The organism is Nonomuraea sp. GTA35 (assembly GCF_041950525.1).
Classification (GTDB): domain Bacteria; phylum Actinomycetota; class Actinomycetes; order Streptosporangiales; family Streptosporangiaceae; genus Nonomuraea.
Window position 1 is genome coordinate 81,433 of the sequence record NZ_JBGNUV010000002.1, and the last position, 13,140, is coordinate 94,572.

Annotated in this window: 14 protein-coding genes; 1 reads left to right on the forward strand and 13 read right to left on the reverse strand. The window is 72.0% G+C overall.

From position 1 onward, the window contains the following. Positions 1-138: 138 nt before the first annotated feature. The 10 genes from ACBJ32_RS07165 to ACBJ32_RS07210 form a co-directional block, all read right to left on the reverse strand. Positions 139-609 carry a bifunctional nuclease family protein gene (locus tag ACBJ32_RS07165; protein ID WP_185105941.1) on the reverse strand — a complete coding sequence of 157 codons (471 nt, stop codon included), beginning with the start codon at positions 607-609 and terminating at the stop codon, positions 139-141. 132 nt (positions 610-741) lie between these two features. Continuing rightward, positions 742-1,395, reverse strand: a complete 654-nt coding sequence (locus tag ACBJ32_RS07170) for a MerR family transcriptional regulator (RefSeq protein WP_357884266.1) — start codon at positions 1,393-1,395, stop codon at positions 742-744. 52 nt (positions 1,396-1,447) lie between these two features. Further along, positions 1,448-1,960: an FHA domain-containing protein gene (locus tag ACBJ32_RS07175; RefSeq protein ID WP_357884264.1), complete on the reverse strand. Its 513-nt coding sequence runs from the start codon at positions 1,958-1,960 to the stop codon at positions 1,448-1,450. A 267-nt stretch (positions 1,961-2,227) separates the two neighbouring features. Further along, positions 2,228-4,732: a sugar phosphate nucleotidyltransferase gene (locus ACBJ32_RS07180; RefSeq protein ID WP_375126037.1), complete on the reverse strand. Its 2,505-nt coding sequence runs from the start codon at positions 4,730-4,732 to the stop codon at positions 2,228-2,230. Positions 4,733-4,736: 4 nt separating this feature from the next. Next, the gene (locus tag ACBJ32_RS07185; protein WP_357884260.1) at positions 4,737-5,318 is read right to left on the reverse strand and encodes a CDP-alcohol phosphatidyltransferase family protein; all 582 of its coding nucleotides are present in this window, start codon (positions 5,316-5,318) and stop codon (positions 4,737-4,739) included. Between the two features lie 168 nt (positions 5,319-5,486). Beyond that, positions 5,487-6,287, reverse strand: coding sequence for a GNAT family N-acetyltransferase (locus ACBJ32_RS07190; RefSeq protein WP_375126038.1), 801 nt, complete (start codon positions 6,285-6,287; stop codon positions 5,487-5,489). Further along, positions 6,280-6,867, reverse strand: coding sequence for a phosphoribosylanthranilate isomerase (locus tag ACBJ32_RS07195; protein WP_375126039.1), 588 nt, complete (start codon positions 6,865-6,867; stop codon positions 6,280-6,282). Before ACBJ32_RS07195 ends, ACBJ32_RS07190 begins: the two co-directional genes overlap by 8 nt. A gap of 10 nt (positions 6,868-6,877) precedes the next feature. After that, positions 6,878-7,291 carry a hypothetical protein gene (locus tag ACBJ32_RS07200; RefSeq protein ID WP_375126040.1) on the reverse strand — a complete coding sequence of 138 codons (414 nt, stop codon included), beginning with the start codon at positions 7,289-7,291 and terminating at the stop codon, positions 6,878-6,880. Between the two features lie 104 nt (positions 7,292-7,395). Then, complete coding sequence (locus ACBJ32_RS07205) at positions 7,396-8,073, reverse strand: response regulator transcription factor (RefSeq protein WP_080040284.1); 678 nt, start codon at positions 8,071-8,073, stop codon at positions 7,396-7,398. Next, complete coding sequence (locus ACBJ32_RS07210; RefSeq protein WP_357884252.1) at positions 8,070-9,680, reverse strand: histidine kinase; 1,611 nt, start codon at positions 9,678-9,680, stop codon at positions 8,070-8,072. The genes ACBJ32_RS07205 and ACBJ32_RS07210 overlap by 4 nt, the downstream gene beginning before the upstream one ends. A 128-nt stretch (positions 9,681-9,808) precedes the next feature. On the opposite strand from ACBJ32_RS07210, the gene ACBJ32_RS07215 reads away from it, so the two are divergent. Next, the gene (locus tag ACBJ32_RS07215) at positions 9,809-10,396 is read left to right on the forward strand and encodes a class I SAM-dependent methyltransferase (protein WP_375126041.1); all 588 of its coding nucleotides are present in this window, start codon (positions 9,809-9,811) and stop codon (positions 10,394-10,396) included. 285 nt (positions 10,397-10,681) lie between these two features. Here the strand turns inward: ACBJ32_RS07215 and ACBJ32_RS07220 are convergent, their stop codons facing one another. Genes ACBJ32_RS07220 through ACBJ32_RS07230 form a run of 3 tightly spaced genes read right to left on the reverse strand, consistent with a single transcriptional unit; the run spans position 10,682 to position 13,074 of the window. After that, the gene (locus tag ACBJ32_RS07220) at positions 10,682-11,464 is read right to left on the reverse strand and encodes an enoyl-CoA hydratase/isomerase family protein (RefSeq protein ID WP_375126042.1); all 783 of its coding nucleotides are present in this window, start codon (positions 11,462-11,464) and stop codon (positions 10,682-10,684) included. Next, complete coding sequence (locus ACBJ32_RS07225; RefSeq protein WP_357884246.1) at positions 11,464-12,378, reverse strand: alpha/beta hydrolase; 915 nt, start codon at positions 12,376-12,378, stop codon at positions 11,464-11,466. The genes ACBJ32_RS07220 and ACBJ32_RS07225 overlap by 1 nt, the downstream gene beginning before the upstream one ends. A gap of 9 nt (positions 12,379-12,387) precedes the next feature. Beyond that, positions 12,388-13,074 (reverse strand): gamma-glutamyl-gamma-aminobutyrate hydrolase family protein, encoded by a 687-nt coding sequence (locus ACBJ32_RS07230; protein ID WP_375126043.1) that lies wholly within the window; start codon positions 13,072-13,074, stop codon positions 12,388-12,390. Positions 13,075-13,140 lie beyond the last annotated feature (66 nt).

The following is a 13,140-nucleotide window of genomic DNA, read 5'->3' on the forward strand; positions in this document are numbered from 1 at the left end:
CGGCTTTCTCTCATCCCGTGGCCTGATCTGGGGGTTCATGAAGGGCGACCACGGGTTTCACTTGCACCGTAGGACCGTGACCATGCTCAGTCAACGATCCGGCTCGGCGCGTCGTGAAGCGTAAATGCACTGAAATACCTACCCCGCCCTGCCGAAGTCCTCGGGAGTGATCGTGTCAAGGAACTCCCTGAACTTCTCCACCTCGTCCTCCTGGTCGTCCGGGATGATCACCCCGGCCTCCTGGACGACCTCCTCGCTGGCGAAGATGCGGGCCCCGGTACGCAAGGCGAGCGCGATCGAGTCGGACGGCCGCGCGCTCACCTCCACGCCGTTGGAGAAGACCAGATCGGCGAAGAAGATGCCGTCGCGCAGCGCGACGATGTTGACCGCCCGCAGGCCGACGCCCAGGGCGCTCAGCACGTCGCGGAAGAGGTCATGGGTGAGCGGCCGCGGCGGGGGCTCCTCCGCCTGGGCCAGCGCGATGGCCGTGGCTTCGGGCATGCCAATCCATATAGGAAGGAACCGCTCCCCGTGTGCCTCCTTGAGCAAGACGATCGGCTGATTTGTGGGCATTTCAACTCGAACGCCCACGACCTCCATCTGCAACACGGGCTGCTCCGTATTCCTGACCGGTCACCCGGCACAGCTCTTCGATCATCGCTTCTGCTGACTTGGCTTCGCAATTCAACGTAACACCCAGCGGGCCTGGAATGTGCCCCCGCCTCCCAGCTCGCTACGGTCTCAACGACCCAGGACCGATCGGACACCCGTGCGCACAAGGGACGCGTGCAGGTCGAGCAGCAGCGTGGAAAGTTCCCTGGCGACCTCGTCGGCCTCGCCGATGGCTCCCGGCCGGCGCCGCTTGAGTATGGGGGCGACCGTCTGCTCGACCAGACCGGCCTCCCGCTCGGCCGCCGCCTTGACCGCCCGCAGGTGGCGGGCGTGCAGGCCGAACCGGGCCAGGGCGCCCACGGTGCGGGCCACCTTGAGCGCCTCCTCGTCGTAGCGCCTGGCCACGGGGGCCAGCAGGCCGTAGTCCTCGAGCTCGGTGAGGGTCTCCTCGTCGATGCCGGCGGCCTCGAGCAGCTCGGCCCGGCTGAGCCTGGTCTCCTGCGGCTGCTGCAGGGCGCGCGGGCGGCCGAAGCTCTCGGCCATCCTGTCCTTGATCACTCGCAGCGGCAGGTAGTGGTCACGCTGCTCGGTGAGGATGAAGCGCAGCTGCTCCACGTGCAGGTGGGTGAACTTACGGTAGCCGGACGGGCTGCGCTCGGGCTCGATCAGCCCCTCGCCCTCCAGAAACCTGATCTTGGAAATCGTCACGTCGGGGAACTCGCCCTGCAGGAGCGCGAGCACCTCCCCGATGCTCATGTGCGAGCGTGCCGCCTGGGAGCTCATCCGGCCTCCCGCGAACGGCCGCCCGTCACCTTGAGTCGCTCACTGCGCCCGCTCATGCGCCGGAGTTGCCCCGCATCAGGAAGAGAAGGCGGAACTTGCCGATCTGCACCTCGTCTCCGGAGTGCAGGGGAACCTCCTCGATCCGCTCCCGGTTGACGTAGGTGCCGTTGAGGCTGCCCACGTCGCGCACGGAGAACTGGCCGCCGCGGTGGCGGTAGAACTCGACGTGGCGGCGGGAGACCGTGATGTCGTCGAGGAAGATGTCGCTCTCCGGATGGCGCCCGGTCGTGGTCAGGTCCTTGTCGAGCCGGAAACGGCTCCCCTGGTTGGGCCCCCGGGTCACCGTGAGCAACGCCGTGCCGGGCGGCAACTGGTCGACCAGCGCCCGCTCGGCCAGGAGCATGTCGCCTGTCTCAGCCTCGTACGCCTCGATTCCCGCGACGGAGATCGTCGATGTGGTGTCCCCGGAGACCTCGGGTCTGGTCAGCGGTGACCCACAGCGGGAACAGAAACGGGCATCCTCGGGGTTGGCGTGCCCGCACTGCGTGCAGTAGACGCTCGGCATTGATCGGCTCGGCCTCCTACCGCGAAGACGCGGCGACGGTGCTCAGGGCGCGCCTCGCTTCGCTTTTTCAAGTTTGCGAATGCCGCAACTTACGCTGATCAGCGGCAAAGGTCAAGGCGGGGCGCTGCACGTTGGTTTGGACGCAGACAAAGTTACCGCCGCCGCCGCCCCGTGGTCCATGCCGCCGCGCGTTTCTACATTACGATCTTGCGGCACTCCCCGGGCACATCTTCGGCAAACCCTTTCCGATCACAGCGTGTGACGCTATCACCCCGCGGCCTGTTCCACGATCCGGGCCCAGCGTTCGATGAGCGCCTGGGCGCCGTCCACGTCCCCGGCCTCGGCCCACAGATCGGTGACGGGCTCGGCGGCGGCGGGCAGCACCAGCACCCAGCTCCCGTCGTCGCGGATCACGCGCACGCCGTCCGTGGTGTCGATGCGGTGCCCCCCTGTCTCGGCCTCGGCCGCCTCGATGACCGAGCGCATGACGGCGCCCTTGGCCGCCCACGGCGTGGGCACGGTGCGCTTGAGCAGCTTGACCTCGGGGATCCTGGCGTCGATCTGGCTGAGCGACAGCCGGGTGCGGGCGACCAGGCCGAGCAGGCGGATGAACGCGGCCAGCCCGTCGATCGCGGGGCTGAACTCCGGCACGACGAAGCCGCCGCGCCCGTCGGCCGCGAAGATCATGTCGGGGCCGGCGGCGGCCGAGGTGAGGGCGTCCTGCGCGGTGGAGGTCCACTGCACCTGCACGCCGTGGAAGCGGCACACCTGCTCGGCGACGCGGGTCGTGGTGACCGGCAGCGCCACCTGCCCGCCCCTGCGCTCGGCGGCGACGAGGTCGAGCACGACGAGCAGCGCCCGCTCCTCGCTGATGAGCTGCCCCTTCTCGTCCACCAGGCCGATGCGCTCGCCGACCGGGTCGAACCGCACGCCGAACGCCGCCCGCGAGCTGCTGACCAGCTCCGACAGGCGTTGCAGGTCGCGGCGGCGCTCGGCGAGCGTCTCGGTGGGCGAGACCTCGTCGAGGCGGGCGTTGACGGTGAGCACCTCGACGCCGACCCGGCCGAGCAGGGTGGGCAGCACCAGCGAGGAGGTGCCGCCCGCGCAGTCGACGACGACCTTCATGTCCCGCACGCCGCCGACGCCGACGTTGCGCAGCAGCTCGTGGGTGTAGTCCTCGAAGGCCCTGGCCGGGTAGGCGAGCCCGGCGATCTCGCCGGGGAACGCGCGGCGGAACTCCTGCCGGGAGAAGACCCGCTCCAGCTTGCGCTGAGCGGCCGGCGGCAGGTCGGCGCCGCGGTCGTCCATGATGACGATGTCCACGCTCTGCGGGTCCCCCGGCGTGGTGCGCAGCGCGATGCCGCCGGCGGCCGATTCGCGGGCGGTGTGGAAGCGGGTGACGGGCAGCGGGGCGGCCTCGAGGTCGAGCACGTTGATGGCGCCCGCGGTGAGCGCGCCGATGACGGCCCGCTTCAGCGCCCTGGCGGCCAGCGAGCAGTCGCGGGAGGTGACGACGTACTCGCCCTTCCTGAGGGTGGTGGCGTACGCGCTGGCCAGGCGCACGCACAGCTCGGCCGTGATCTCGACGTTGACCAGGCCGCTGACGCCGCGCGGGCCGAACAGGTTGCGCTGGCCGCGCGACTCCCAGATGACGCTGGTGTTGACGACCGCGCCGGCCTCGATGGTCTTGAACGGGTAGACCCTGACGCCGCTGGAGACGTAGGCCTCGGCCTCGATGACGCATTCGTCGCCGATGACGGCGTTCTCCTCGATGCGGGCGCCGGCCATCACGTCGGTGCTCTTGCCGATGACGCAGCCGCGCAGGTGGGCGCCGGGGCCGAGGTAGACGTTGTCGTGGACGACCGCGCGGTGCAGGAACGCGCCCTCGCGGACGACCACGTTGTTGCCGAGCACGGTGTACTCGCGCAGCTCGGCGCCCGCCTCCACCTTGGCGTACTCGCCGATGAGCAGCGGGCCCTTGAGCACGGCGTCGGGGTCCACCGAGGCCGAGTCGGCCACCCAGACGCCCGGGGAGACCTCGAAACCGCCGATGTCCAGCTCGACCTTGCCCGACAGGGCGTCCGCCTGGGCCTTGAGGTAGCTGTCGTGGGTGCCGACGTCCTCCCAGTAGCCGTCGGCGACGTATCCGTAGATGGCGGCGCCGCGCTCCAGGAGGGCGGGGAACACGTCGGAGGACCAGTCGACGGGCTCGCCGGGCGCGACGGCGTCGAGGACCTCGGGTTCCATGACGTAGATGCCGGTGTTGACGGTGTCGGAGAAGACCTGGCCCCAGGTGGGCTTCTCCAGGAAGCGCTGCACGCGGCCCTCTTCGTCCACGATGATGATCCCGAATTCGAGGGGATTCGGGACGCGTTTGAGGCCGATCGTGACAAGGGCCCCATTTTCCCGGTGAAAACGGATCATGTCGGATAAATCGATATCCGTCAGGGCGTCTCCGGAGATCACCAGGAATCGATCGTCGCGCAGGCGGTCGGCGGCGTTCTTGACGCTGCCGGCCGTGCCGAGCGGGATGTCCTCGGTGGCGTACTGGAGGCTCATGCCCAGCTCGTCACCGTCGCCGAAGTAGTTGCGCACGAGCACGGCCAGGAACTGGAGCGTCACCACCGTCTCGGTGATGCCGTGCCGCTTGAGCAGGCGCAGCACGTGCTCCATGATCGGGCGGTTGGCCACCGGGAGCAGGGGTTTGGGCTGGTTGGCGGTCATGGGACGCAGCCGAGTGCCCTCCCCGCCCGCCATGACGACCGCCTTCACCCGATCACCCCTTCTTGGCCGCGGTTACGAGTTGGCGCACCTGTACCACATACAGCACCCCCGCCCACCAGTACAGGCCCGTTCCCCAGAGCGCGAAGGCCCACCCGACAATCCGGGCTATTTCGGCATACCACCCAGAGTGGGAGGCAAGGAAGAGGAGAGGGAAGGCGTACATGAGGTTGAACATGGCGGCCTTGCCCAGGAAATGCACTTGAAGTGCCTTATACCCGTATTTGCGAAGTACGGGGAAGAAACTCGCGACCAAGAGTTCACGCCCGAGGATGACCACGACCAGCCACCACGGGATGACCTCGCGCAGCAGGAGGGCGAAGATGGTGGCGAAGACGTAGAGCTTGTCCGCCGCCGGGTCGATGAGCCGGCCGAGCCTGCTGATCTGGTTGAACGCCCGGGCGATCTTTCCGTCGAGCCAGTCCGTGAAACCGGCCACCGCCAGGACCCCGATGGCCCAGCCGTCAGCCTGGGGCACGAGAACCAGCCAGAGGAACACGGGGACGCCCAGGAGGCGCAGGAAGCTCAGCAGGTTAGGAACCGTCCAGATCCGGTCCTCGGCGGAAGTTTCGCTCACGCAGCAGACCCTACTGCGTGAACTGCGACGCGGCGCTCGCCTCCCGCCCCCGCTTCTCCAGGCCATACGCCCGAGGCGCGGCACGCGCCCGGGGCGGGCGCGCCGCGCGGGCACGCCGAAGGAGGCCACCGCGAGGCGGCCCCGGGGACAGGCCGCCCGGAGGCGGGATCAGGTGCGGAGGAAGGAGTGGGTGCGGCCGATCTCCTCGAAGCCGAGCCGCCCGTAGAAGTGGCGCGGCCAGTCGCCCGCGTCGGCCACCAGGAAGATCAGCTCGGCCTCGGCGGCCTCGGCCAGCAGCGCGCTCATCAGGGCTCGGGCGTACCCCTTGCCCCGGTGCTCCTCGCCGGTGAAGACGCTCTCGATCTGGGCGACCCCGCCGTGCACGTACAGGTCGGCGCGGGCGGCGAGCTCGCCGGACGGGGCGCGCACGCCGCGGAAGCCCACCGTGCCGGCGCCGCGCAGCCGGGACTCCACCCGCCTGGCGAGCCCGTCGATCACCTCGTCGGGAGCCTGGGGCAGCGTACGGCGCCAGTCGCGCCGCAGCACCGGCTCCAGCTCCGCGAGCGTGAGCCGCTCGGCCGGCGGCGGATCGGCCGGGATCCTCCCGCGGAAGGCCATGACCAGGTTCGTCTCGTGCTCGTAGCCCGCGGCGGTGAACGCGGGCGCGCACGCCGTGCCGAGCCGGTCGTCGTCCACGCACACGAGCCGGTGGTCGCGCCCGGCCAGCACCTCGTCGGCCGCCGCCATCAACCGCCCGGCCGGCTCCTGGACGCCGGCCGCCGTGACGATCAGCTTGTTGTCGTCGTACGAGCCGGGGAAACGCTCGTCGAGCACCCCGAACCCGCCCTCCACCGGCACCACCACGGGCGCCCTGCGACGGGCGAAGCCCTGCAGGAAGGCCAGGGCCCGCGCCAGGTCCGCCGCCGCGCCGCCGCGCTCCAGCGCCGGCCCGCGGGCCGCCTCATCCACGGACGCTCCGCAGGAACTCCTCGATCAGGCGAGAGTCCTTCACCCCCGGCGAGCTCTCCACGCCGCTGGAGACGTCGACCCCCCACGGGCCGGCGGCCTCGATCGCCTCGCGCACGTTGCCGGGGGCCAGGCCGCCCGCCAGCATCCACCGCCCGGACGCCCGGCCGCGCACCGCGGACCAGTCCCACTGCCGGCCGGAGCCCGCGTGGGGCGCGTCCACCAGGAGCAGGTCCTCGTCGAAGGCGCCGCACCGCAGGTCGGCCTGGGCGTCGACGGCTCTGATGAGGGTGACGCCGAGGTCCTTCAGCGCGGTGAAGTCGCCGTGCGGGTGCCTGCCGTGGAGCTGGACGGCGCGCACGCCGGAGGCCAGCGCCGCCGCGCGGACCGTCTGCGGGTCCTCGCCGCGGAAGACGCCGACGGTGAGCACGTGATCGGGCACCCGCGCGGCCAGCTCGGCGGCCCGCTCGGAGGTGATCCGGCGCGGGCTGCTGGTCATGACGAACCCGATCGCGTCGGCCCCCGCCTCGACGGCGGTGGCCACGTGCCCGGGCTCGCTCAGCCCGCAGATCTTCACATACACGTCTCCGACCTTAGCGGCGGCGGGCGGCTGCCGGTGACCACGCCCACACCAGCACGGCGGTGATCAGCCCGAACAGGGTCACCCCGGCCGGCAGGTGCGCCCCGAGCCACAGCCAGGTGACGTGCTGGAGCCCGCCGACCAGGAACAGCGCGAGGCTGGCCAGCGCGGGCCAGCCGGCGCCGCGTCCCGGCCGCCAGACCAGGACGGCCAGCACGATCTGGACGAGGGCGACGAGGTGCACGGCCATGCCGGCCAGCAGGTGCGCCTCGATCATCGGCTCCGACTCCGCCGCCTGGCCGGCGAAGGAGGCGGCCACGAGCAGCGCCGCCGCCTGGGCGGTGACGGCCAGGCGCAGGCTGTAGAGGAGACCGGAGGAGACCCGGCCCGCCGGCCGGGGCATGGTGACGGTGTCGCGCACGGCCATGAAGGGGTCCTTTCGCCGAAGGTGAGGGACCACATGGTCGCGGCGGGCCCCGCCGGAGGTCGTCAGCCTGCCGGATGACTCGCCGGTACGCCCGGCGGCGGACCTCAGCCGCCGCGCGGCTGGCGTACGGGCCGGAAGGAGGCGTCCACGAGGCCGGTGCGGTGGGCGACGACGGCGGCCTGGATGCGGTTGCGCAGGCCCAGCTTCTCCATCGCGGCGGCGATGTGCGTCTTGACCGTCGTGACGCCGACGTGCAGTTCCTCGGCGATCTCGGCGTTGGACAGGCCGGTGCCGACCAGGGCCAGCACCTCCAGCTCGCGCTCGGTCAGCCCCGGCGGGGCGGCGGGGGCGGCCTGCTCCTCGGCGGCCAGGAAGCGCTCGACGACCCGGCGCAGCACGGAGGGAGCCAGGAGCTGCTCGCCGGCCGCGGCCCTGCGCACGGCGTCGACCATGCGCTCCGGCTCGTCGTCCTTGACCAGGAACCCGACGGCGCCGGCGCGCAGGGCGGCGTAGACGTTGCCGTCCTCGGCGAACGTGGTCAGCACCACGATCCTGGTGCCGGGCCGGGCGGCCAGCACGCGCTTGATCGCCTCCAGGCCGTCGACCCTGGGCATGCGCAGGTCCATGAGGATCACGTCGGGCAGGTGGCGCTCGGCCAGCCGGACGGCCTCGGCGCCGTCCTCCGCCTCGCCCACGACCTCCATGTCGCCCGTGGCCTGCAGCAGCATGCGCACGCCCGCGCGGACGAGCGCCTGGTCGTCGGCCACCAGCACGCGGATCATGCGGCGCTGCCCGGGGAGAGGCGGGTGTGGGTGGGCAGGTGGGCGGCCAGCAGCCAGCCGCCCTCGCCGTCGGGCCCGGCGCTGAGGGTGCCGCCGAGGGTGCGTACGCGCTCGCGCATGCCGGCCAGGCCGCGCCCGGAGGAGGGCAGCCGCTCGATGGCGGTGGGCGGGCGGCCGTTGCGGATCTCGACGTCCAGACCCTCCTCGGAGGGCGTCACGGATACGCGGACCCGGGTGCCGGGGCCTGCGTGTTTGAGCACGTTCGTCAGTCCTTCCTGGACGATGCGGGCGGCTGAGGTGCGGGCGATGAGGGGCGCCTGGTCGGTGGCCGGGTCGAGGTCGAGGTCGACGACGAGGCCGGCGGCGGCCATGCGCTCGGCGGACTCGCGTACGACGTCGGCGGGGTTGGCCAGCAGGTCGGGCTGGCGGTCGGGGTCGCGCAGCAGGTCGAGCAGGTCGCGCAGGTCCTGCAGCACCTGGTGGCCGGTCTCCCGGATGTCGTTGAGCGCGTCGGCGACGGGCCCGTCGGGGGCGGCGTAGCGGGCGGCGCTGGCCCGCAGCACCATGGCGCCGACGTGGTGGGCGACGATGTCGTGCACGTCGCGGGCGATGCGCTCGCGCTCGGCGAGCTGGTCGGCGCGCACCTGGGCGACGGCGGCGCGGGCGGCCTCCTCGGCGACCAGCTTCTCGGTGGCCGCGGCCTCCCTGCGCACGCCCAGGTAGCGGCCGATCGCGATGGGCGTGGCGACCAGCGTCATGAGCACCCCCACGCGGAACGGCGTGATCTCGGTGTCGTCGCCGACGACGGCGATCGCGGTGAGCAGGCAGCCGGTCACGTACGCGGCCACCGTCCACGCCCAGGACACCACTCTCATGGCGAAGACGCCAATGGCGATGAGGGTGAGGATCACGCACGTGTTGACGGCGTCGTTCAGGTAGGTGTCGGCGGAGACCAGCAGCACGCCCTGCAGGAGGAAGACCAGGCCGGGCAGCCGCCTGGCGACGCCCAGCGACAGGCCGCCCACCACGGCGAGCAGGCCGACCACCCAGACGGGCTGGGCGCCGGAGTGCCAGGTGGTCCACGTGCTCAGCACGGTGATCGCCACGCCGCCCGCCGCGAGCAGCGCGTCGGGGGTGACCTCGCGCTCCTCGAGGCGCTCGGCCGAGCTGCGCAGGTACGAGCCCAGCACGGCGGGGAAGACGGGCAGCAGGATGGAGTACATCCACATGTTGCCGGTGAGCGCGACCCCCGGGTCGGCGATGTTGAACGCGGTCGCGAAGATCGACGCGGCCACGGCGACCGCGGTGGCGCGCACCTTCGAGCTGTATCCGGCCACGCCCAGCGACACGCAGACGAGGATCTGGGCGGTGTTGGAGGTGAACGAGCCGAGCTGGTCGGTGACGAACAGGGCGGTCGCGAGGTAGAGGCTGACGAGGACCGGCCAGCGGCGCACCAGCCCCATGGGCAGGCCGACCAGCAGGGCCATGGGGATGTTCATCTCGGCGGGCAGGTACTCTGTGTCTCCCGCGTGCGCCGTGGTGAGCAGGTCGAGACCCACTCCAGAGGCCGCGAGCAGGACATCAAGCGGCACACCACGCCAACGCATGCACACACCGTATCCGCCCCGCCGGACGAGCCCGGTCCTCCTGGCGGAGGAGCGCGCCTCCTCCAAGTGGCCGGAGGTCCGCCCGGACGGCGGAGCGATCACACGCGATCACGGCCTAGGTTCGGTTCATGCCCAACGACACCGCACTGTTCCTCGGACAGTTCCTGCGCAACCCCGCGGCGATCGGCGCGCTCGCGCCGAGCTCGCGGCACCTGGCCGCGGCCGTCTGCGCGCCGGTCCCGGAGAAGGGCGAGCCGATCGTCGTCGAGCTCGGGCCGGGTACCGGCCCGTTCACCGCGGAGATCCAGCAGCGGCTGGGCGGGCGCGGTCACCATCTGGCCGTCGAACTGAACGAGCCGATGGCCCGGCTGCTGGCCGAGCGGTTCCCCAAGGTGGACGTGGCGAACGAGGACGCCACGCGCCTGAGCAAGCTGCTGGCCGACCGCGGGCTGAGAATGGCGGACGTGGTCGTGAGCGGGCTGCCGTGGGCGGCGTTCCCCGACCAGTTGCAGCGCGAGCTGCTCGATGCCGTGACGGGGGCGATGAACCCGGGAGCGGCGTTCACCACGTTCTCCTACATCCACGCCATCCCGCTCAGCTCGGCACGGCGCTTCCGTGCGCTGCTGGCGGAGCGGTTCGAGGAAGTGGTGCCGGGGCGTACGGTGTGGCGGAACACTCCGCCGGCCTTCGTGTTCCACGCCCGCCGTCCCCGGTAGGTCCGGGTCCGGAGAGGGGCGGGGAGCCCGGCCGCCCGATTGGCGCCGAAATCGGGCGGGCCACGCCTGTAAGCGGGGAGCTGGTTGCTCAACCCCTCGCGGCGCGGGCACTCGGACCGCCCCGCGGCTTTCCCGCGACGGTAGCCGCGCTGGATGACCTCCTCCCCCCGTCGTCGTCCTCCGTGAAGCCCGACTACCCGAGGCCGGGGGAAGCATTCGTCCCGCGCGCGGATCCTGGCCCGGCCGAAGTCCCAGGGCCGGTTTCACGCGGCACGCGGGCCCGGATCAGCCGAAGGCCGGGGGGCGTTTCTCGCGCAGGGCGCGCACGCCCTCGGCCGCGTCGGGGCCGGTGAAGCCGAGGAACTCCATGGCGAGCGAGGCGTCGAAGGCGGGGCCGGCCAGGCGCAGCCAGTTGTTGAGCGAGTACTTGGTGAGCCTGATCGCCTCCTGGGCGCCGGCGGCGAGCCGGACGGCGATCTCCATGGCCTTGTCGTGCACCTGGTCGTCGTCCACGCACAGGCTGACCAGCCCCATCCGCTCGGCCTCCGCACCGGTGACGGGCTCGCACAGCAGCAGGTGGTACTTGGCCTTGGCCATGCCGCACAGCAGCGGCCAGATGATCGCGGCGTGGTCGCCGGCCGCGACGCCGAGCCTGGTGTGGCCGTCGATGATCCTGGCGGTACGGCCCGCCACGGAGATGTCGGCCAGCAGCGCGACCGCCAGCCCCGCGCCGACGGCCGGGCCCTGGATGGCGGAGACGACCGGCTTGGAGCAGTTGAGCACGTTGTAGACGATGTCGCGGGCCTCGGCGAACACGCGCAGCCGCGTGGCGTGGTCGCGCATCATCTCCTCGATCATGGACAGGTCGCCGCCCGCCGAGAACGCCCGGCCCTCTCCCCTGACCACGATCGCGCGCACGCTCTCGTCGCGGTCGGCGTCGCGCCAGACCTCGCCCAGCTCGCGGTGGGCGGTCGCGTCCACGGCGTTGAGCCGGGCCGGCTCGCTGATCGTGATCCGCAGCACCCCCTCGGCCGGGGTGTCGAGCTTGAGCTTGGTGTAGGCGTCCATCACAGGTGCTCCCGCAGCCGCTCCGCGACGTACTCGCGGGCCTCGATCGCCTGGTCGAACAGGCCGGGCAGGACGTAGAAGGCGTGCACCGCGCCCTCGAACCTGCGCAGGTCGACCGGCACGCCCGCCTCGGCCAGGCGGGCGGCGTAGCGCTCGCCCTCGTCCCTGAGCACGTCGCAGCCGGCCGTCACGACGGTGGCGGAGGCCAGGCCGGACACGTCGGGCAGGCGCAGCGGGGACAGCCTCGGGTCGGCCGGGTCGGCGCCGGGCGCGTACTGGCGGGCGAACCAGGCCATCTCCTCGGCGTCCAGGCCGAAGCCCTTGGCGAACTCGGCGTAGCTGGGGGTGTCCATGGCCACGTCGAGCACCGGGTAGACGAGCACCTGGTGAGCCAGCCGCAGGCCGGCGTCGCGGGCCTGCCAGGCGGCCACGGCGGCGAGGTTGCCGCCGGCGCTGTCGCCGCTCACCGCGACGCTGCCGTTGCACTGGTAGAAGGCGGGCCTGGCGAAGATGTCGCGCACGACCGTCCAGGCGTCGTCGGCGGCGGCCGGGAACGGATGCTCGGGCGCCAGCCGGTAGTCGACCGAGACCACCACCGCGCCCGTGCGGATGGCCAGGTCGCGGGCGGCCGCGTCGTTGCGCTTGACGCTGCCGAGCACCCAGCCGCCGCCGTGGAAGTAGACCACGACCGGCAGCGGGTCGTCGCCGGGGTCGGCGCGGTAGATGCGGATGGGGACGCCCTCCGCCTCCTCGTCGCGCACGAACGGCAGCTTCGTCTGCGGCCCGCGAAAGGCCGCGAAGGCGTCCTGCGCGCGCATCTGCCTGATCGCGTCCAGGTCGAGCGCGGCCAGGTCGGCGTTCAGATCCGATGGGTACCGGGCGAGGTACTCCCGCGCCTGGGGGTGCAGCGGCATGATCGCAGCCTAGCGGGCCGCCTCGATGAACGCATCGAAGAGCCGGTTGTCGGCGCTCCTTTCCGGGTGCCACTGGACGCCGACGCCGAACCGGTGTCCCTGCAGCTCGATGCCCTCCACGATCTGGTCCTCGGCCCAGGCCACGGCCAGCAGGCCCGAGCCCAGGCGGCGTACGGACTGGTGGTGCGGGGCGCTGGTCTCGACGCGATCGCCGACCGCCTTGCCGAGCTTGCTGGAGACGCTGACCTGGATCGTGTGGCCGCCGTCCGGCTCGGCGTGCCGGTCGCTGTCGAGCACGTCGGGCAGCCACGGGATCAGCGTGCCGCCCTGGGCGACGTTGAGCACGTGCATGCCCCTGGCGATGGCCAGGATGGGCACGTCGGCGCGCACCGCCGCCCTGGCCAGGGCCAGCTCGAACCGGTCGCGCTGCGCCTGCGGCTCGTGGACCCGCTCGTCCTGCTCGCCGCTGTAGGTGTCGGCCCCCACCTCGACGCCGCCGGCCAGGACGACGCCCTTCAGGCCGCGCACGTAGTCGTCCACGGCGCTGGGGGCCAGGGGCGGCAGCACCACCGGCGCGCCCCCCGCCCGCCCGACCGCCTTGGCGTAGGAGGGCGGCGCGAGCACGGCCTCGCGCACCCAGTCGCCCCAGCGGGCTGCTTCGAAGTAGGCGGTGATGCCGATCAGCGGTCGGGACATGCGATCTCCAGGGGGCATGGTGGAGTCGGGCGGCCGCCGGCTTCGGACTTCCGGTGACGGCCCCAT